Source organism: Helicobacter pylori (assembly GCF_015904775.1).
Classification (GTDB): Bacteria; Campylobacterota; Campylobacteria; order Campylobacterales; family Helicobacteraceae; genus Helicobacter; species Helicobacter pylori_DM.
In genome coordinates this window covers 32,238-50,217 of record NZ_JADZNC010000003.1, presented here as the reverse complement: position 1 = coordinate 50,217, position 17,980 = coordinate 32,238, and the positions used below count along the sequence as shown (strand labels likewise).

At 38.9% G+C, this 17,980-nt stretch carries 21 protein-coding genes and 1 pseudogene; 11 read left to right on the top strand and 11 right to left on the bottom strand.

Features of this window, described 5'->3' with window-relative positions:
- Positions 1-59 precede the first annotated feature (59 nt).
- From rpmJ to rplQ, 6 genes are read left to right on the top strand one after another with little or no spacing between them, the layout of a single operon-like run.
- Positions 60-173 carry a 50S ribosomal protein L36 gene (gene rpmJ, locus I6852_RS02665; protein WP_000868339.1) on the top strand — a complete coding sequence of 38 codons (114 nt, stop codon included), beginning with the start codon at positions 60-62 and terminating at the stop codon, positions 171-173.
- A 3-nt stretch (positions 174-176) separates the two neighbouring features.
- On the top strand, positions 177-539 hold the full coding sequence (rpsM, locus tag I6852_RS02660) for a 30S ribosomal protein S13 (RefSeq protein WP_064437988.1): 363 nt from the start codon (positions 177-179) through the stop codon (positions 537-539).
- A gap of 22 nt (positions 540-561) precedes the next feature.
- A complete protein-coding gene (gene rpsK, locus I6852_RS02655; RefSeq protein ID WP_001129289.1) occupies positions 562-957 on the top strand; it encodes a 30S ribosomal protein S11 in 396 nt (131 codons plus the stop codon).
- Positions 958-966: 9 nt separating this feature from the next.
- Entirely contained in the window at positions 967-1,593 is a 627-nt protein-coding gene (rpsD, locus tag I6852_RS02650; RefSeq protein ID WP_000135247.1) for a 30S ribosomal protein S4, read from the top strand.
- 11 nt (positions 1,594-1,604) lie between these two features.
- Positions 1,605-2,639, top strand: a complete 1,035-nt coding sequence (locus tag I6852_RS02645) for a DNA-directed RNA polymerase subunit alpha (RefSeq protein WP_197291585.1) — start codon at positions 1,605-1,607, stop codon at positions 2,637-2,639.
- The gene (gene rplQ, locus I6852_RS02640; protein ID WP_001216119.1) at positions 2,639-2,989 is read left to right on the top strand and encodes a 50S ribosomal protein L17; all 351 of its coding nucleotides are present in this window, start codon (positions 2,639-2,641) and stop codon (positions 2,987-2,989) included. The genes I6852_RS02645 and rplQ overlap by 1 nt, the downstream gene beginning before the upstream one ends.
- 652 nt (positions 2,990-3,641) lie before the next feature.
- Here rplQ and I6852_RS02635 read toward each other — a convergent pair.
- The 9 genes and pseudogenes from I6852_RS02635 to I6852_RS02595 form a co-directional block, all read right to left on the bottom strand.
- Positions 3,642-3,896: pseudogene (locus tag I6852_RS02635) on the bottom strand (hypothetical protein); the annotation flags it as partial.
- 207 nt (positions 3,897-4,103) lie between these two features.
- Positions 4,104-4,892 (bottom strand): tryptophan synthase subunit alpha, encoded by a 789-nt coding sequence (gene trpA / locus I6852_RS02630; protein ID WP_197291586.1) that lies wholly within the window; start codon positions 4,890-4,892, stop codon positions 4,104-4,106.
- Positions 4,889-6,070, bottom strand: a complete 1,182-nt coding sequence (gene trpB, locus I6852_RS02625) for a tryptophan synthase subunit beta (protein ID WP_197291587.1) — start codon at positions 6,068-6,070, stop codon at positions 4,889-4,891. Before trpB ends, trpA begins: the two co-directional genes overlap by 4 nt.
- Position 6,071: 1 nt before the next feature.
- Entirely contained in the window at positions 6,072-7,430 is a 1,359-nt protein-coding gene (gene trpCF / locus I6852_RS02620; RefSeq protein WP_197291588.1) for a bifunctional indole-3-glycerol-phosphate synthase TrpC/phosphoribosylanthranilate isomerase TrpF, read from the bottom strand.
- Positions 7,423-8,430 (bottom strand): anthranilate phosphoribosyltransferase, encoded by a 1,008-nt coding sequence (gene trpD / locus I6852_RS02615; protein WP_197291589.1) that lies wholly within the window; start codon positions 8,428-8,430, stop codon positions 7,423-7,425. The genes trpCF and trpD overlap by 8 nt, the downstream gene beginning before the upstream one ends.
- The gene (locus I6852_RS02610) at positions 8,427-9,011 is read right to left on the bottom strand and encodes an aminodeoxychorismate/anthranilate synthase component II (RefSeq protein WP_197291590.1); all 585 of its coding nucleotides are present in this window, start codon (positions 9,009-9,011) and stop codon (positions 8,427-8,429) included. The genes trpD and I6852_RS02610 overlap by 4 nt, the downstream gene beginning before the upstream one ends.
- Positions 9,008-10,510 (bottom strand): anthranilate synthase component I, encoded by a 1,503-nt coding sequence (gene trpE / locus I6852_RS02605; RefSeq protein ID WP_197291595.1) that lies wholly within the window; start codon positions 10,508-10,510, stop codon positions 9,008-9,010. The genes I6852_RS02610 and trpE overlap by 4 nt, the downstream gene beginning before the upstream one ends.
- Before the next feature lie 231 nt (positions 10,511-10,741).
- Positions 10,742-11,800: a glycosyltransferase family 9 protein gene (locus I6852_RS02600; protein ID WP_197291591.1), complete on the bottom strand. Its 1,059-nt coding sequence runs from the start codon at positions 11,798-11,800 to the stop codon at positions 10,742-10,744.
- A gap of 67 nt (positions 11,801-11,867) precedes the next feature.
- A complete protein-coding gene (locus tag I6852_RS02595) occupies positions 11,868-12,605 on the bottom strand; it encodes a 5'-nucleotidase, lipoprotein e(P4) family (protein ID WP_041199451.1) in 738 nt (245 codons plus the stop codon).
- A gap of 123 nt (positions 12,606-12,728) precedes the next feature.
- Between I6852_RS02595 and I6852_RS02590 the strand changes: the two genes are divergently transcribed.
- Positions 12,729-13,277 carry a YceI family protein gene (locus I6852_RS02590; RefSeq protein WP_000709811.1) on the top strand — a complete coding sequence of 183 codons (549 nt, stop codon included), beginning with the start codon at positions 12,729-12,731 and terminating at the stop codon, positions 13,275-13,277.
- A 64-nt stretch (positions 13,278-13,341) separates the two neighbouring features.
- Here I6852_RS02590 and tenA read toward each other — a convergent pair whose 3' ends face one another.
- Positions 13,342-13,995, bottom strand: coding sequence for a thiaminase II (gene tenA, locus I6852_RS02585; protein ID WP_187888446.1), 654 nt, complete (start codon positions 13,993-13,995; stop codon positions 13,342-13,344).
- Between the two features lie 720 nt (positions 13,996-14,715).
- Between tenA and I6852_RS02580 the strand changes: the two genes are divergently transcribed.
- From I6852_RS02580 to I6852_RS02565, 4 genes are all read left to right on the top strand, one after another.
- Positions 14,716-15,066, top strand: coding sequence for a pantothenate kinase (locus I6852_RS02580; protein ID WP_197292969.1), 351 nt, complete (start codon positions 14,716-14,718; stop codon positions 15,064-15,066).
- 23 nt (positions 15,067-15,089) lie between these two features.
- The gene (locus I6852_RS02575; protein ID WP_097710492.1) at positions 15,090-15,554 is read left to right on the top strand and encodes a hypothetical protein; all 465 of its coding nucleotides are present in this window, start codon (positions 15,090-15,092) and stop codon (positions 15,552-15,554) included.
- 185 nt (positions 15,555-15,739) lie between these two features.
- Entirely contained in the window at positions 15,740-16,402 is a 663-nt protein-coding gene (pnuC, locus tag I6852_RS02570) for a nicotinamide riboside transporter PnuC (RefSeq protein WP_197291892.1), read from the top strand.
- Positions 16,390-17,004, top strand: coding sequence for a thiamine diphosphokinase (locus I6852_RS02565; RefSeq protein WP_197291893.1), 615 nt, complete (start codon positions 16,390-16,392; stop codon positions 17,002-17,004). The genes pnuC and I6852_RS02565 overlap by 13 nt, the downstream gene beginning before the upstream one ends.
- Before the next feature lie 2 nt (positions 17,005-17,006).
- Here the strand turns inward: I6852_RS02565 and I6852_RS02560 are convergent, their stop codons facing one another.
- Positions 17,007-17,693 carry a glycine-rich domain-containing protein gene (locus I6852_RS02560; RefSeq protein WP_197291894.1) on the bottom strand — a complete coding sequence of 229 codons (687 nt, stop codon included), beginning with the start codon at positions 17,691-17,693 and terminating at the stop codon, positions 17,007-17,009.
- Positions 17,694-17,980 lie beyond the last annotated feature (287 nt).

The window sequence follows — 17,980 nt, the reverse complement described above, 5'->3', positions numbered from 1 at the left end:
GAAAATATGTTAGTATAAAAGTTTTTAGTAGTGCCTAATTTTTTCAAAGGAGAAAAATCATGAAAGTCAGGCCATCAGTGAAAAAGATGTGCGATAAGTGCAAAATCATTAAAAGAAGGGGCGTTATTAGAGTGATCTGCGCTACCCCTAAACACAAACAAAGACAAGGATAAAGCATGGCAAGGATTGCTGGTGTGGATTTACCAAAAAAGAAGAGAGTGGAGTATGCCCTTACCTATATTTATGGGATTGGGCTTAAGAGTTCCAGAGAGATTTTAGAAGCGGTAGGCATTTCTTTTGACAAGCGCGTGCATGAATTGAGCGAAGATGAAGTGTCTAATATCGCTAAAAAAATCCAGCAAAGCTACTTAGTAGAGGGCGATTTGCGTAAAAAAGTTCAAATGGATATTAAATCTTTAATGGACTTAGGGAATTATCGTGGGATCAGGCATCGTAAGGGTCTTCCTGTAAGAGGCCAAACCACTAAAAATAACGCTAGGACTCGTAAGGGTAAGAAAAAAACCGTGGGTAGCAAGTAGCGGATAAGGAGATGATGATTTAATGGCTAAGAGAAATGTAACGGCTAAAAAGAAAGTAGTCAAAAAAAATATTGCTAGAGGGGTTGTTTATATTTCAGCGACCTTTAACAACACCAACATCACTATCACTGATGAAATGGGTAATGTGATTTGCTGGAGCACAGCGGGCGGTTTAGGGTTTAAAGGCTCTAAAAAATCCACCCCTTATGCGGCCCAACAAGCTGTAGAAAGCGCTCTAAGCAAGGCTAAAGAGCATGGCGTTAAAGAAGTGGGCATTAAGGTTCAAGGGCCAGGCAGTGGGCGTGAGACCGCTATTAAGAGCGTGGGCGCGACAGAGGGCGTTAAAGTGCTTTGGATTAAAGACATCACCCCGCTCCCTCATAATGGTTGCAGACCCCCTAAAAGAAGAAGAGTGTAAGGAGGCTTTATGGCAAGATATAGAGGTGCAGTAGAAAGACTAGAAAGGCGTTTTGGGGTTTCTTTAGCCTTAAAAGGTGAAAGGCGATTGAGCGGGAAGAGTGCGCTAGATAAAAGGGCTTATGGACCAGGCCAGCATGGGCAAAGGCGCGCTAAGACTTCTGATTACGGGTTGCAATTGAAAGAAAAGCAAAAAGCTAAAATGATGTATGGCATTTCTGAAAAGCAATTTAGGAGTATTTTTGTGGAAGCCAATCGCTTGGACGGCAATACGGGTGAAAACCTTATCCGTTTGATTGAAAGAAGATTGGATAATGTCGTCTATCGCATGGGGTTTGCGACCACTAGAAGCTCTGCTAGGCAATTGGTAACGCATGGGCATGTGCTTGTGGATGGCAAGCGTTTGGATATTCCCTCTTATTTCGTGCGTTCAGGGCAAAAAATTGAGATCAAAGAAAAAACCAAGAGCAACCCTCAAGTGGTGCGCGCGATGGAATTGACGGCTCAAACAGGGATTGTGCCATGGATTGATGTGGAAAAAGATAAAAAATACGGCATCTTCACCCGCTACCCTGAAAGAGAAGAAGTGGTTGTCCCTATTGAAGAAAGACTCATTGTAGAATTGTATTCTAAGTAAGGGGTTAGAGCATGAAAATTATCAAAACAGCACCTTTGATCCCATCAGAAATTAAGGTGCTAGAGAAAGAGGGCAATCGGGTTAAGATTTCTCTGGCTCCATTTGAGTTTGGTTACGCTGTTACGCTCGCTCACCCTATTAGAAGACTCTTGCTTTTAAGCTCTGTGGGGTATGCTCCTGTGGGTTTAAAGATTGAAGGTGTGCATCATGAGTTTGACTCTTTAAGGGGGGTTACTGAAGATATGTCGCTTTTTATCATGAATTTAAAGAATATCCGCTTTATAGCCAAGGCGTTAGTGGGGCAGGATAGCTCTTTAGAAAACCAATCGGTTGTGGTGGATTATTCTTTTAAAGGGCCTATGGAGCTTAGGGCTAGGGATTTGAATTCTGAGCAAATAGAAATCGTCAATCCGGAAATGCCCCTAGCCACGATCAACGAAGACGCTCAGTTGAATTTTTCGCTCATCATTTATAAGGGAATGGGGTATGTCCCAAGCGAAAACACAAGGGAATTGATGCCTGAAGGTTACATGCCGCTAGACGGCTCTTTCACGCCGATTAAAAATGTGGTTTATGAGATTGAAAATGTTTTGGTTGAGGGCGATCCCAACTATGAAAAAATCATTTTTGATATTGAAACGGATGGGCAGATTGACCCTTATAAAGCGTTTTTATCAGCGGTGAAAGTGATGAGCAAGCAACTGGACGTTTTTGGTGAAAGGCCCATTGCTAACACGGAGTATTCAGGCGATTACGCTCAAAGAGATGACGCTAAAGACTTGAGCGCTAAGATTGAAAGCATGAATTTGAGCGCTAGGTGTTTTAATTGCTTGGATAAAATCGGCATCAAGTATGTGGGCGAATTGGTTTTGATGAGCGAAGAAGAGCTTAAGGGCGTGAAAAACATGGGTAAAAAATCCTATGATGAAATCGCTGAAAAATTGAATGATTTGGGCTATCCGGTAGGCACAGAATTAAGCCCTGAACAAAGAGAGAGTTTAAAGAAAAGATTAGAAAAATTAGAAGATAAAGGAGGTAATGACTGATGAGACACAAACACGGATACCGCAAGCTTGGGAGAACCAGCTCGCACAGAAAGGCGTTATTAAAGAATTTAGCGATCGCTTTGATTGAGCATAACAAAATTGAAACAGGGATTTATAAAGCTAAGGAGTTGCGCAGTTACATTGAGAAATTAACGACAGCGGCTCGTGTGGGCGATTTTAATGCGCACCGCCATGTTTTTGCGTATTTGCAAAACAAAGAAGCCACCCACAAGCTTGTAACTGAAATCGCGCCCAAATACGCGCAAAGGAATGGCGGATACACCAGGATCCAACGCACCACTTTTAGAAGAGGGGACGCTTCCACTCTAGCCACCATTGAATTTGTATGAAATTTGATGAACTGCTAGCCAAGATTTAGTCTTGGTTGGTGGTTTATCGCCTTGATTTGATCTTATTTTAAAAGAAGCACTCAAAAGCTTTGACTTTGCTCCTATTGAGTATTGGTGATAAAATTTAAAATGCTAAAAGGCGTTTTCTGTAATCAAAATATAAAAGAGCTTAGTTAAGCGATAATCTCCAAACTGCAAAAATAAAGTAACTAAAAACCCCATTTTTAAAAAATCAAAATAAACTCAAAACTCGCACTGGCTTTTATCCCACCCTTTAATTGAGCGGTATTCCTTACATTTTTATTAAGACTTCTAATTGGTTTGATGATTTTAAGAAATCCAACTGCTGAAGATTAAGTTAGATGGATTGTTTTTTTAGACATGCTAGATCTTGGTTATTTTTTATGCTAAACTGCTTTGGATTTTAGCCGATATAAGTGATGGGTTGATTTGTTCGCTTTGTAGTGGTTTTATAAAAAAGACACAAGATACAAACTCCTATCATTGTGTCCGCCACACAATGCACATTAAAAACACTAAACCTACCATCTCCACGCAAAGCGAAACTGAATCAATCTTTCTCTACTTGCTCACTTAAATGCTTCTTAACTTGACACAATATACAGACAAAAACTTGCCTAACAAAACCCGCTTATAAGAATTTTTGATACACCAACACTACCGATTTAGGTGTAGAGCTAAGGCTAAAAAAATTATCTGTAGCTTCATTGAGCGAACCAGAAAAGAGCGTTTTTAAACGCAAGTTTTTTAAGGGGTATTTGAGGTTTTTGGAAGTGAATCGGGCTTTAAGATCCAGGCTAAAAAGCGAGATTTGCTCCCCTTTAAAACTAGGTAAAGTAAAAGGGGTTTCTAACACCCTAAAAAGACCATAGTCGCTTATGGCTTGGTATGTATAAAAATTAGCCTTTTTTATTATCAAAATACCTGCGATTTTAAGCCGCTATCAACCACACTACAAGGTTACTTTTATATTGTTGTTAGGCTTATGGCGGTATTTTCTATGCTGACGCCATAATAACGCGCATGCAATAAAACCTAATGATGATTGTTAATTTATGATCTTTAATTTTTAACGCAACAAAGCCTAAAAGCCTTAAAAAATCATTCCTCCTATAAACCCTTTAATTTTTTCCAGCATGGCGTTTTCATCATTCAAATTTTCTTCTATGATTTTGACTAACGCTGAGCCGCAAATCACGCCATCAGCTCCCATGCCTTTAGCGTTTGTGATGTGTTCTTTTTGAGAAATGCCAAAGCCCAATAAGGCGGGGGTGGGGCTAAAAGTCTTTAGGGTTTTGATGATCGCGCTTGCATCGTTCTCTAGAGCATGGCTTATCCCTGTAACCCCACTCCTGGCTAAAGTGTAGATATAGCCTTGCGAATGCATAGCGGCTTGTTCTAAATCTTTATCACTCGCATTAGGGCTGGCGATAAAGATTTGTTTGATGTGGTATTTTTGAGCGGATTTTAGGACTAATTCTTTTTCTATTAGGGGCATATCCGCTATTAAAACGCTATCCACGCCGCATTCTTTGATTTGAGCGTAAAAGCCATCAACGCCGTAAGAAAAAATGAGATTCGCATACGCTAAAAGCCCTATGGGAATATCATGGTTGTAGCCTCTAATCTTTTTTAAAAGCTGGAAATTTTTAGCCATGCTAGCGTGTTTTAACGCCCTTAAATGGCTCGCTTGTATGGTAACGCCATCCGCTACAGGGTCTGAGAAAGCAAAGCCCAATTCTAAAGCGCTCACCCCACTAATAATTAAGGTTTTAATGATTTCAAAACTCCATTCATAATTAGGATCGCCCAAGGTTACAAACGGGATAAACGCCATTTTGTCTTGTTTTTTTAAGGTTTCAAACATGTTTTGATACCTCATTTTAAACCTCCTTTTAAAGCGTTATAAACGGTGCTTAAATCCTTATCCCCCCGACCGCTTAAATTCACTACGATGATACTTTCTTGTGCGCATTTTTGAGCGAGCTTTAAGGCATACGCTAAGGCGTGCGAACTCTCTAATGCCGGGATAATGCCCTCTTTTTGGCATAACAACCTGAAGGCTTCTAGCGCTTCAGCATCGCTTGCGCTTTCATAAACCGCGCGCCCACTCTCTTTTAAATAGCTGTGTTCTGGCCCCACCCCTGGATAATCAAGCCCGGCGCTAATGCTATGGCTTTCTGTAATCTGGCCTTCATCATCTTGTAAAAGATAGGTTTTGTTCCCATGCAAAATCCCCACACGCCCCTTATTCAAAGTCGCCCCATGTTTATTAGTCTCTAGCCCTAAGCCCGCCGGCTCTACGCCTATGAGTTTAACCTCTTTGTCGTTTAAAAACGCACTAAATATCCCTATAGCGTTAGACCCCCCTCCAACGCATGCGATAACATAATCAGGCAAGCGGTTTTCTTTTTCTAAAATTTGGCTTTTAACCTCATCACCTATCATTTTTTGAAAGGTTTTAACCATCGTGGGGTAAGGGTGTGGCCCAGCGGCTGTGCCTAGCAAATAATGCGTGTCCTTGTAACTGCTCGCCCAATCCCTTAAGGCTTCATTCACAGCGTCTTTAAGCGTCGCGCTCCCTGAATGAACCTCTCTGACTTCAGCGCCTAATAAGCGCATTCTAAAAACATTCATTTCCTGGCGCTTGATGTCTTTAGCCCCCATAAAAATCACGCATTTTAAACCCAACAACGCGCAAGCAATAGCCGTCGCCACGCCATGCTGCCCAGCGCCTGTTTCAGCAATAATCCTTTTTTTACCCATTTTTTTCGCTAAAAGGGCTTGCCCTAAAGCCTGATTAGTCTTGTGTGCCCCGCCATGGATTAAATCTTCTCGTTTTAAATAAAGCTTAACTTTAGGGTTAGAAACGATATTTTGACACAAGGTTAAGGGGCTAGGACGGCCCACAAAATCTTTTAAAAGATGGAAATATTCTTTTTGGAATTTTTCATCTTTCAAACACGCATCAAACGCCTGTTCTAACTCTCTTAATGCAGGCACTAACAATTCTGAAACAAAACTCCCTCCAAACTCCCCAAAATACGCTTTTTTATTCATTTTAATACTCTCTTAAAATTCGGGCTAATCGCTTGATTTTATCCTTATTTTTAATCCCAGGGCTTGTTTCCAAACCTGAATTGAAATCCAAACCCAACGCTTTAACTCTCAAGGCTTTTTGAATATTATCCAAATTAAGCCCGCCAGCTAACATGAAAGGCGTTTTGACATTTTCTAAAATACCCCAATCAAAACTCACGCCATTGCCTCCCATTTTATCCCCCTTAGTGTCGTATAAGATTAGAGAGGCTTCTTTAACTTTAGGCGCTAAATCGTTAGCGTTCATCACACTCCCTACTTGCCAAATCGCGCAAGTTTTAGGGAGCGATTTTTTTAATTGAGCGATTTCTTGTTGCGAATAGCTATAAAGCTGCACCGCTTTTAAATCAAGCTTTTTAGCGATTTTTTGAATTTTTTTAATCTTATCTTTCACAAACACGCCCACAAAATCCAATTTTTTAACCGCTTTTGTGATCTTTAGGGCTTCTTTAGGCTTGATGTATCTGGGCGAAGATTTTTCAAAAATCAAACCCCCATAAATAAAATGGTTTTTATAAACGGCTTTAGCGTCTTTAATTCTTGTAAGCCCGCACACTTTATTTTCGCCTAAAATCAATTTAATACACGCTTTTTTCAAATCCTTTTCTTTCATTAAAGAGCTGCCCACTAAAAAGCCATTCACATAAGGGGCTAGGGCTTTGATTTGTGTGTGCGAATAAATACCGGACTCGCTGATAATGAGCGCGTCTTTAGGCAAAAGGGGGCGTAATTTGAGCGTGTGATCAATATCGGTTTTTAAGGTGTGCAAATCCCTGTTATTGATGCCGATAATATCGTATTGGAGTTTGAGCAAGCGCTTGATTTCTTGCTGGTTAGAAACTTCAGTCAGCACGCTCATGTTTAAGGATTTAGCGAGGTTGAAAAGCTCTAAATAATTCTTATCGTCTAATACGCTTAACATTAAAAGCACCGCATTAGCCCCCATCATTCTAGCGAGTTTGATCTGAAAAGCGTCAATGATAAAATCTTTGCATAAAATGGGCTTAATGGAATGTTGCGAAACAATCTTAATGTTTTCATAAGAGCCTAAAAAATATTTAGAATCGGCTAAAACTGAAATGCAGGAGGCAAATTTTTCATAAGTTTTGGCTATTTTCAACAGATCAAAATCTTTTCTGATTAAACCTTTAGAGGGCGATGCTTTTTTGCATTCTAAAATAAAGCTGGTCTTTTTTTCTAGTAACGCCTTTTTAAAATCCCTATCGCTTGGGTTTATGTTTGTCGCTAAAGCGTGATTTTTTTTGAGCACAGAAACTTCTAGGAGCTTGTCTTTAAGGATGTTTTCTAACACGCTAGGCATGGCTTATTCTTATGATTTTTTGCAAATGCGTATAAGGCGCTTTGGTTTTTAAATGCTCTAAAGTCATGTTCACGCCTTCTTTTAAATCTTTAGCCTTATGGCTTAAATACAACAAACTCGCCACATTCGCCACAACCACCATTGTATGCGAATCCTTGCCTTTATTTTCTAAAATATCTAAACACGCTTGAGCGCTTTCTTGCGCGTTTTCAATCTGCAATTCTTTCAAATCATAGGGGGGCAAATCAAAATCTTTAGCGCTCAAGTCATACTCTAAAATTCCGTTATTTTTCAATTCACACGCATGCGTAATGCCATGCAACACGATTTCATCCGTCCCTCCTCCATTAACCACCATCGCCCTTTTAACGCCTAAAGCCTTTAATGCTAGCGCCATAGTCTTGCACAAGGATTTGTCATACACGCCTAAAAGCTGGATTTTGGGCCTTAAGGGGTTGATTAAAGGCCCTAAGCAATTAAAAATCGTTTTAGTGAAAAGCTCTTTTCTTAAAGGGGCGGATTTTTTAAAACTTTGATGGTATAAAGGCGCAAATAAAAACCCAAAATGCGTTTGTTTGAAACAATTCTCTAATTGCGTGGGATTCATTTCAATATTCACGCCTAAATTTTCCAACAAATCCGCGCTCCCGCTATGACTAGAAACACTCCTTGATCCGTGTTTGGCCATAGATAATCCCATAGAGCTGGCAATGAGTGCAGCAATCGTGCTGATGTTAATCGTTTTTAGTCCATCGCCCCCTGTGCCGCAATTGTCTATCAAATCCAAGCCGCTATCAAAAGGCTTAGGGGCATGCTCTAAAAGCGTGGTTGCAGCAACGCTAATTTCCTTAAAGCTCTCGCCCTTGATTTTTAAAGCGCACAAGATCGCCCCAAGTTGCGCCGGGCTTACTTTTTCGTTGATAATAAGGGTGAATAATTTTTTGACTTCTTCATCGTTTAAATCTTTTTGATGGTACAGAGCGTTTAAAATACCTTTCATGATAACTCTCTTAAAAACCCCACGCTTTGCTCTAACAACGCCCTCCCTTGTAAAGTCATGATGCTTTCGGGGTGGAATTGATAGGCTAAAATCTTGTCTTCTTCATTGATAATAGCCATAGGGATATTGTCATGCTCAGCGATCACTTCTAAATTTTTAGGTAACCCGCTTGCCATTAAAGAATGGTAACGCCCCACCACCATGCTCTCCCCTAAACCTTTAAAAACGGCATGCTTTTTGAGCGCAATAGTCGTCGCTTTGCCATGCACGATTTCTTTACTTCTTATGATTTTAGCCCCATAGCTTTGCGCTAAAGCTTGTAATCCTAAACAAACCCCTAAAATGGGGAATTTCTTTTTAGCCATTTCAATGATTTTTAAAAGATTGCCTGAACTGCTAGGGTTACCAGGCCCGGGTGAAATGAACAATAAAGGGGTTTTTGATTCTTTATCCATTAAACCCATAAGATAACTCGGATCAATATCGTTTTGATAAACAGCCACTTCATAACCCAAACATTCTAATTCATACACCAAGTTATAAGAGAAAGAATCAAAATTATCTATAAAAAAGATTTTCATAAAATTGTTTTCCTGATCGCATCAATAAGGGCTTGCGCTTTGGCTCTTGTTTCATTCGCTTCGTTTTGTGGCACGCTGTCTAGCACAATACCGGCTCCTGCTTGGATCACGGCTCTATTGTTTTTGACAAAACATGAACGGATAGTGATGCAAGAATCCATAGAACCCTCGCTATTTAAATACCCCACACTCCCCCCATAAGAACCTCTCCTTTGGTTTTCTAATTGGTAAATGAGCCTGATCGCAGAGATTTTAGGGGCCCCGCTAAGCGTGCCGGCGTTCATAAAGCTCCTGTAAGCATGCAAACTATCGCACCCTTTTTTCAATTCCCCAACAACCCTTGAGACTAAATGCATGACATTGGAATACTTATCCACTTTTAAAAGCTTATCGCAATAGCGTTTTCTTGAAACTCTGGCCATGTCGTTTCTGGCCAAATCCACTAGCATGATGTGTTCAGCCCTTTCTTTATAATCGTGTTGCAAATCAAATTCCATTTTACTATCTAAATCGTAATCAATATTCCCTTGTTTGTCCTTACCCCTTAAACGAGTGCCAGCAATGGGATAAATTTCAGCCGTATTGGTTAAAGCGTTGTATTTTAAGGCGCTCTCAGGGCTTGCCCCAAAAAGAACAAAATCGCTGTCTTTGATATAGAACATATAGGGGCTAGGGTTAGTTAGCTTTAAATGATAATACGCGCTCAAACCCTCCAAGCACTCCATGTAAAAGCTGCGCGACAACACCGCTTGAAAGATCTCGCCCTTTTTGATTTCTTCTTGTAAGGATAGCACTCTTTTTTCAAACTCATTATCGCTGCAACTAACGCTAACTTCTGTGCTTTGCTTAGCTTTTTTAGGGATAAAATCGCTTTTAATGTTTTTAGCCAACTCTTTTAAATCCTGCAACTCTTTAGCTATCTCTGTTTTAAAGCGTTCATCAAAACACGCCCCCAAGATTTCAGCGCTTTTTTCTTTATGGTCCATGATGATCAAATTTTGCGCAACATAAAATATAAAATCATGCGCGGTGTTGTCTTTTGCTTTTAAGTGGGGTAAATCTTCAAAAAAATTGAGCATTTCAAAAGAAAAAACGCCAGCGCTAAAGAGCGTAAAGGGGTGTTTGGGTTTTGTTTTAACGCTTTTAAAAAGCCCCCTTAAAGCGTCAAAAGGGCTAGGTTCAAAGAGTTTTAAAAACTCATCTTGCGTTTTTTTATTTTTGGTGTAGGTTAAAGTTAGGGCGTTGTCTTGTATAGGCGTCTTAAAAAACGCGCTCAATTTTTGCAAAAACGCCCCACCATTAGGCGTTAGGCTAGTGATAGTTACGATATTGTGGTTGCAAATTAGCTTCAAACAGGCTTTAGCCATTAAAAGGGATTTGGTGTGCGCTTTGCTCTCAATCTCAGCGCTTTCAAAAAGCAAGGTGTGCTCGCGCTCTAATTTTTCATAAAGAGCTAGGGGGTAAGGAATATAAGGGGCTTTTTCTACTAGACTGATCATCAATTTCTTCACGCTAAAAATAAACTTGTATTTTACAAGAAATAGATAAATGGGCAATAAATTAATAGCCTTATAGAGCTTATAAGGACTAATCTAACTCAAACTCAATTGGATTTTTCAAGACTCAATTCATGAGAGAATGAGAAATTTTAATTAGGAATGCGAAAAACCACTTTAATCAGATCAAACTTTTGAGCGTTGTTAAGGTTATTTGTGTGGCACTTGGTGCCGTTATCTTTCTTGTGTGTGGCAAGAAAGATTTGGCGCGATAAATTCAAGGATGGTTTCATTCTCTTTTTCAATGTCAATCAAACCCATATCGTTTGAGTCATTAGGCGGGGTGATGCCTAAAAAACGCTCATTGAAAGGCCGCCATCTGGCAATAGAGGCGCTGAGTTCGTTAGGATAAAACCCGATAGATTGGTTGTCAAATAAAGCGTTCACATGCAAAGGACCTGAAGCGTTCCCGATATAAACAGACAAATTCGCACACAATTTGGCCAAATCCACTAGACTATGGCTCGTATCATAGAGGTGAGCGAAAGGGACTTTTTTAAGGAGTTCCTCTGTGGCTTTCCTCTCGCCTGGCCCGCAAATAAGAATGATCTCGCAACTCAAATTTTTGTGTAAAGAATCAATCAGTTTGATAAAGTGTGGAGCGGGCAATACGGGCGAACTGCCTCCGCTATGCATATGCACGCCGATCCACAATAAACCAGCATCAGCGTTGAGTTTTGAAGCGATAATCAATCGCTCTTTGGATTTGTCTTTAAGCTCCCATGCGATTTTTTTAAGTGGAGCGTTAGGGAGATTGTGATCTTTACAAAAAGCATGGATGAGATCCAAATTGTATTCGTATTCGGTTTTTAGGCATAGCGATCGGCTTTGGCGCACGCTCTTTTGATACAGCAAAGAATAGATTTTAGTCTTTGGGGCTAGGATATAAGGAATGGATTTCCTCAAACTAAAAGCGAGTCTGGCGTTTTTAAAATTAGAAAATAAAAAGATAAGAGCGTCAATGGATTTATTTTTAAGAGTGGCGGCTAAGTGGCTATCTTCTATAATGACTTCATCAATGAAAGGGAATTCTAAAGCGATTGGGGTGGTATAGCTAGGCACAACCACGCCCAAATACACCTCCTTGCCTTTTTCTAAAAAAGCATGCTTGAGAGCGATTAAAGCGGGTATGGCTAAAATAAAATCGCCTAACTTGTCGTTACGGATCACAAAAACTTTTTGAGAGTTTTCTTTATCTTTGCATTTTAAACCTTCAAACCCTACAAAATCCATAACTCCGCCTAAGAGATCAAATTTTTTGTCATGTTAGCAAAAATCGTTCTTATGCGATGGATAAATTTTATTTTTTATTCTGCCATGCTTTTATGGGTTCATCTTCCCATGTGCCATAGAGAGAGTTGGGTAAAATGATCCACTCAGTGCCAAATTTTTGAGCGTTTTGCAAGACTTTAGCTCGTTGTTCTTGGCTGTTTTTAGCGTCTTTAGCAAAAAGCGCGTCAAAATCATGCAAAGTATCGCCCACTTGTAAAACAATCGCATAATCCTTAGCGACTAACTCTCGCCTAACGGCTTTAGGCTTGCCTTTTTCTTTTAGTAAAACGGATTCTTCACTCACTTGGGGGAGTTTAAAACTTTTGAGCGTTTTTAAAGTGAATGCCTTATTTTTTTGCGTGCGGTTAGAAATGTAAAAAATCTTAACGCCCTTAGAATTAGCGTATTCTAAAAAGTCTAGCGCTCCAGGAATGAGCGTGAGAGAGCCTTCTTTTTCAAACTTATCCCAAGTTTCTGGGGTGTATTTAATACAATTTTTGACTAAATAGCCCGCATAATTAAAAGTGTTTAAAACGGTTTCATCTAAATCCAAAATGACGGCTGGCTTTTTGTCTTTAACGAGCTTGAGGTTATTGTCTAGCGCCATTTTCGCCATTTTGTAACTTTGCAATTGCAAGGCTCTAATTTCAGCGCTTTGCTGATGATACTTAACGCTTCTTGTTATGGGCGAAACGCATTCTTTGGCATTTAACACACTCATCAAACTCAATCCTAATAAAACCGATGCAAGGGTCTTTTTTATCATAACAACACCTACCTAATGGGGATTTTTTGTATTATACCTTAAAACAGACGATTAGGAGTATTTTACCATTAACCAATTTGTTGTATAGTTGGCGTTTTTAATTCAAAATGAAGTGAGGAAACAATGAAAAAAGCGTTAATGTTCACCCTTTTGGGCGTTAGTTTGGCGTTTGCAAAACCTTATACGATTGATAAGGCAAACTCTAGCGTGTGGTTTGAGGTCAAACACTTCAAATTCAATGAAACAAGAGGCGTGTTTGATAATTTTGATGGCAAAATTGATGCCGATCCTAATACCAAGGCTCTCAATGTTTTTGAAGGTAAAATTGATATTAAAAGCATTAACACCAGGAACAAAAAAAGAGACGACCACTTAAGGACAGCAGAGTTTTTTGATGCCATGAAATACCCCAAAGGGAGCTTTAAAATGACCAAATACGAAGATGGTAAAATCTATGGGGATTTGACTCTTCGTGGCGTAACCAAACCTGTCGTATTGGAAGCCAAAATCCAAGCCCCCTTACAAAACCCCATGAACAAAAAAGAATTCATGGTGTTACAAGCTGAAGGCAAAATCAACCGCAAGGATTTTGGTATCGGTAAAACCTTTAGCGATGCTGTCGTTGGAGATGAGGTAAAGATTGAGCTCAAACTAGAAGCTTACGCTCAATAAACTTTTTGCAAGAGATAGATGTTTTCTTCTCTTGCGTTTTTCTAACGGCACAAAAACTTTTACTTTAACTTTGATACGCCATATCCCAAAACAGATATTCGTATTCGCTTGTAGTGATAAAAATCTCCTTTAATTTTTCAATTTCTTGTTTTGAAGAAGTGAGGGTGAGGGAATCAAGCAAATTAATATTCCAATTTACGCACGCTTGAAATTCTTTGGAACTATAGCCCTTAATCCAATGCCCATAAAAGGCATGTTCTAAAGCGTTGGGGATTTGGCTTAAATTTTGTGCGATCACTAAATAGCTCCAACCACAGGATAGAACAGCCGCCGCAACTTCTTTGATAGAGCCCTTAAACCCTTCAGCGAGCATGTAGCTCGTATAGGATTTATTCGCTAGAGTGGGGTGCGCGTTTTGCAATTCTTTTTGAGTGATTTGAAGTTCTCTAATGTAATGGTTATGGATACTCATCTCGTTATTCAAAATATCCTGTATAGCGTTAGAAAACTCCCTCATCACCGCTTCATCACAAGCCTTAACTACGCCTAAAGCAAACACCTTAGCGTATTCTAAAAGAAACAAATAATCCTGAATGATATAAAAACGGAATTTATCTCTTTCTAAAGTCCCACGCCCGATGCCTTGAACGAACGGATGGGAAATACAATCCATCCAAATAGATTGTGCGTTTTGATACAGATATTGTGAAACTTGCATTTTTACACTCCTAAAATCAATTCAATACGCATTCTAACACGAAAGCCCGCAACATGGTATAAAAATTTGTTGTTAAAAAGATTTGTGAGCAGGCTCTTGCTTTCAAAAATTGAACGCTGTATTAAAATATCTGTGATTTTGAATAGCGATTAATGATATTATAGGGCTTGTATTGGTTGTTTAAGATTGGCTATCCTTTGTAATCATACAAAGGTTAATTCCATCTCGCTCTGTAGGTTTTGATTTTTAGAAGTTTTTATTATGGGAACTTGTAGTATGGCACTTACAAGATAGGAGTCAATCTTAGATGCATGGTTTCAAACCTATTACAGAGCGAGATGGAATTAACCCTACTATTTATGATTGGTTTAACCTCTGTATGAAGTCATATCGGCCAAAACTTCAAATAGTTTAGCATAAAAATAAAAAAGCGTCTAATATATTCAAAATAGGCGTTCAATTTTTAAGCGGTTGGTGTAAAAACGCAATTAAAGGCTTTAATGCTTGAAACTTAACGCTCTAAAACGCTTAAAAAATGCTAAAACCATAAAACTAATCATTTACTTTAATCCTGTAATTTGTGAATAAACAAAACACTTATTGAGTTTTTTGTGATCTTTTGCTGATCTGTAACAATGCTTTTAATAGGGTTGTGGTATAAATATTCTTATCAAGGTGTGCCAAACATGCCTTGAATCTCAATTTTTGAATCTCAATTTTATGAAAGGATTTGTTATGAGCGGATTAAGAACATTTAGTTGTGTAGTGGTTTTATGCGGTGCAATGGCTAATGTGGCTGTAGCTAGTCCTAAAATAGAGGCAAGGGGTGAATTAGGCAGATTTTTAGGAGGAGCTGTTGGGGGTGCAGTGGGTGGTGCAATGGGCGGAGCAATTGGGGCTCCTGGAGGTCCAGTGGGTATTGGATTAGGGAGATTTGTTGGTGGTGGAGTAGGGAGAGAATTTGGTCGTGAAATAGGCGATAGGGTAGAAGATTACATCCGTGGCGTTGATAGAGAGCCACAAGCTCCAAGAGAACCCACCTATGATCGTCATTTCGTGTATGATAGGTAGCTTTGGGCAAGAAAGGAGAGAGCATGAATATCAAAAAGCGTTTGAGCGACTGGGAATATCAATGGGCAGTGGCCATAGTCTATGCGGGATGTCTGTCTACATTTCCTTGGAGCCAAGGCGATATCCTTTTTAACCCTAAAGATAGCTATTACGCATGGCTAACGCTTTTAATAGCAACCCTATTGTCTAACCTTTTATTTGACCCACGAGGTAGGGATTGTTATAAATCTTTCCAAGTAAGATACCCTAGGTTTCTCAAAGCCATTTTTAAGGCTAGGTTTTTTGGCGCGTTTTATGACGCTGTGTTAGGATCAAGACTAAGGGATTTTTATATGGTGCTTTTAACGATGCCCTTTATTGCCGCTATGCATGAAATTTCGGCGTATTGTGGGCATCCTAGCACCTTCCTTATAGAGGGTTTGGTTATGCTTGGCTTTCTTGTGTGTTTTGGGATTTGTTGTAGGCTTTGCGCTAAATTAGGGTGGTGATTTAACCCAAATGGCATTAATATGGAGGGGGAGTAAAAAATTAAAGAAACTTTAAAGCGCGTTCTCACTGATTTGTGTTACAATGAGGAGCATTTAAGGGGTGCTTTTTAAAACGCTCAAGTTTTTAAAAGGCTGAGATCAAACCCATAGAACTTGTCAAGGTAATTCTTGCGTAAGGAAATAGCATGTTAATAACCACCCAACTATCCAAACGATTTTACGCCACGCTCATTCTTTCTTGCGTGTTTTTAACCATCACTAACATCCTTGTCAAAGGCTCGTTTATTAACCTACTAGCAGGGCTTAGTGGGGTTTTGTATGCGTTTTTTGCCGGAGAAAGGCAAACGATTTGCTTTGTGTTTGGTCTTGTTTATAATTTGAGTTACGCTTATGTCGCTTATCAATGGAAATTAAACGCTGATGTGATTTTATGCCTTTTTTTGTATATGCCAGTAACGATTTATGGGATATTCGCATGGAAAAAGACAGAGCAGCATGAAGGCGTTATCAAGGCTCAAAAACTTCCCAAAAATTGGCGTTTTATACTCATTTTAGGCATAGGGGTTTTAACTTATGTGAGCGCTTTGTTTTTTAAAGAGATTAAAACGAATTTTTTATGGGCAGAGAGTTTTAATTTCGTCATCTTTATCATTGCTTTTATTTTACAGGTTTTGCGCTATGTGGAGAATTATGCGCTAGTCACTTTGGGGAATATCGTGTCCATTATCGTGTGGTTTTGTATTTTCCAAATTTCTACAGAAAGCTTGGTGCAACTCTTCACAACGATCCTATACCTTTTTATTGGCTTGTATTATTTTAACCGGTGGAATAAGTCATGCAAGCAGTGATTTTAGCGAATGGGGAGTTTCCTAAATCTCAAAAATGCTTAGACATTTTAAAAAACGCTCCCTTTTTAATCGCATGCGATGGGGCTGTTATATCATTGCATGCGCTTCAATTCAAACCCAGCGTTGTTATAGGCGATCTAGATAGCATTGATTCGCATTTGAAAGTCTTGTATAACCCTATATGCGTGAGCGAACAAGACAGCAACGATTTGTCCAAAGCCTTTTTTTATGCTTTGAATAAAGGCTTTGATGACTTTATTTTTTTAGGGTTGAATGGCAAGCGAGAAGATCACGCTTTAGCGAACACTTTTTTATTGTTGGAGTATTTTAAATTTTGCCAAAAAATCCAAGCCATAAGCGACTATGGTCTTTTTAGGGTGTTAGAAACCCCTTTTACTTTACCTAGTTTTAAAGGGGAGCAAATCTCGCTTTTTAGCCTGGATCTTAAAGCCCGATTCACTTCCAAAAACCTCAAATACCCCTTAAAAAACTTGCGTTTAAAAACGCTCTTTTCTGGTTCGCTCAATGAAGCTACAGATAATTTTTTTAGCCTTAGCTCTACACCTAAATCGGTGGTGTTGGTGTATCAAAAATTCTTATGAGCTTATACAAGTTCGCTAAATTCTATAATAATAGCCCTTATTGTCTCAAAAGATTTTTCTTGATAGAGTAATTTGTATGGAAAATTATAAAGTAGGATATTTCTATCTAGGGGGTATTGTTGTTGGTAGGATTTGAAATAATATGCAATATTCTTTAAATTATCAAGATTGTCAGAGCTTTCTTTTTCGTATTCTGGAGTAGGGAGATGATGGATAAAACGATCATACTTGTCTAAACACCAAGACTGATACTCATAAGTATAGATAATAAAGTTATGCCAATATTTATCTATGATTGTAGAAATCATTCCTTGATGTTTGGTATTTAACCAACGCTCAAATTCTTGGTGTAGAATGAGCAGATTATTCTCTAACATCTCTATAACTTGCTTATGCAAATTATCTTTTTGCAATTCTTTTAAGGTTCTTTGAGCTATTTCTTCAATTCTATAAGTTTTTTCCCATTTATCACCCACTTTTTTTAAGAAAAATGGTGAAGAATGAGCTAGATTCTCTATCTCGCTAACATGTTTTTTAAACATTGTGCGGTCTTTAATCACTTCTTCTAGCCTAAAGGGACTAGAAGTTTTATAATTATGAACTTGGTAGTTTAATTTTTTTAAAAAACCAAGAAACTCAGCATTCGTGGTTTGCAAAACCTTACCAGCCTTTCTCGCATTCTGGTGCATCTATTTTACATGTGTCATTATCGCATGTTGGATAAAAACTTTTGCAACCGCTTGCTTCAAAAATCAATTTAACTTGATGTTTATTTTCAATGTTCTCAACTGCTTGTTTAAAATTTTCTTGTGTCATTTGAAATTTCTCCGTATGTTATGGTTTAGTATCTATTCTTTTTCGCTATCTTTAGTAAGTTGGTTAATGCCATCCACTAATGTTCGAATCGCGCTTTCTGTTTCTTCTTTGCATTGAAACATAACCGTTTTTGTTTCGTAGGTATTGACAACCTCTCCAT

What these genes read in the sequence shown, in the direction of transcription:
- rpmJ (WP_000868339.1), top strand. Translation starts at nt 60, where the DNA reads ATGAAAGTCAGGCCATCAGTGAAAAAGATGTGCGATAAGTGCAAAATC.
- rpsM (WP_064437988.1), top strand. Translation starts at nt 177, where the DNA reads ATGGCAAGGATTGCTGGTGTGGATTTACCAAAAAAGAAGAGAGTGGAG.
- rpsK (WP_001129289.1), top strand. Translation starts at nt 562, where the DNA reads ATGGCTAAGAGAAATGTAACGGCTAAAAAGAAAGTAGTCAAAAAAAAT.
- rpsD (WP_000135247.1), top strand. Translation starts at nt 967, where the DNA reads ATGGCAAGATATAGAGGTGCAGTAGAAAGACTAGAAAGGCGTTTTGGG.
- I6852_RS02645 (WP_197291585.1), top strand. Translation starts at nt 1,605, where the DNA reads ATGAAAATTATCAAAACAGCACCTTTGATCCCATCAGAAATTAAGGTG.
- rplQ (WP_001216119.1), top strand. Translation starts at nt 2,639, where the DNA reads ATGAGACACAAACACGGATACCGCAAGCTTGGGAGAACCAGCTCGCAC.
- trpA (WP_197291586.1), bottom strand. Translation starts at nt 4,892, where the DNA reads ATGAGGTATCAAAACATGTTTGAAACCTTAAAAAAACAAGACAAAATG.
- trpB (WP_197291587.1), bottom strand. Translation starts at nt 6,070, where the DNA reads ATGAATAAAAAAGCGTATTTTGGGGAGTTTGGAGGGAGTTTTGTTTCA.
- trpCF (WP_197291588.1), bottom strand. Translation starts at nt 7,430, where the DNA reads ATGCCTAGCGTGTTAGAAAACATCCTTAAAGACAAGCTCCTAGAAGTT.
- trpD (WP_197291589.1), bottom strand. Translation starts at nt 8,430, where the DNA reads ATGAAAGGTATTTTAAACGCTCTGTACCATCAAAAAGATTTAAACGAT.
- I6852_RS02610 (WP_197291590.1), bottom strand. Translation starts at nt 9,011, where the DNA reads ATGAAAATCTTTTTTATAGATAATTTTGATTCTTTCTCTTATAACTTG.
- trpE (WP_197291595.1), bottom strand. Translation starts at nt 10,510, where the DNA reads ATGATCAGTCTAGTAGAAAAAGCCCCTTATATTCCTTACCCCCTAGCT.
- I6852_RS02600 (WP_197291591.1), bottom strand. Translation starts at nt 11,800, where the DNA reads ATGGATTTTGTAGGGTTTGAAGGTTTAAAATGCAAAGATAAAGAAAAC.
- I6852_RS02595 (WP_041199451.1), bottom strand. Translation starts at nt 12,605, where the DNA reads ATGATAAAAAAGACCCTTGCATCGGTTTTATTAGGATTGAGTTTGATG.
- I6852_RS02590 (WP_000709811.1), top strand. Translation starts at nt 12,729, where the DNA reads ATGAAAAAAGCGTTAATGTTCACCCTTTTGGGCGTTAGTTTGGCGTTT.
- tenA (WP_187888446.1), bottom strand. Translation starts at nt 13,995, where the DNA reads ATGCAAGTTTCACAATATCTGTATCAAAACGCACAATCTATTTGGATG.
- I6852_RS02580 (WP_197292969.1), top strand. Translation starts at nt 14,716, where the DNA reads ATGAAAGGATTTGTTATGAGCGGATTAAGAACATTTAGTTGTGTAGTG.
- I6852_RS02575 (WP_097710492.1), top strand. Translation starts at nt 15,090, where the DNA reads ATGAATATCAAAAAGCGTTTGAGCGACTGGGAATATCAATGGGCAGTG.
- pnuC (WP_197291892.1), top strand. Translation starts at nt 15,740, where the DNA reads ATGTTAATAACCACCCAACTATCCAAACGATTTTACGCCACGCTCATT.
- I6852_RS02565 (WP_197291893.1), top strand. Translation starts at nt 16,390, where the DNA reads ATGCAAGCAGTGATTTTAGCGAATGGGGAGTTTCCTAAATCTCAAAAA.
- I6852_RS02560 (WP_197291894.1), bottom strand. Translation starts at nt 17,693, where the DNA reads ATGCACCAGAATGCGAGAAAGGCTGGTAAGGTTTTGCAAACCACGAAT.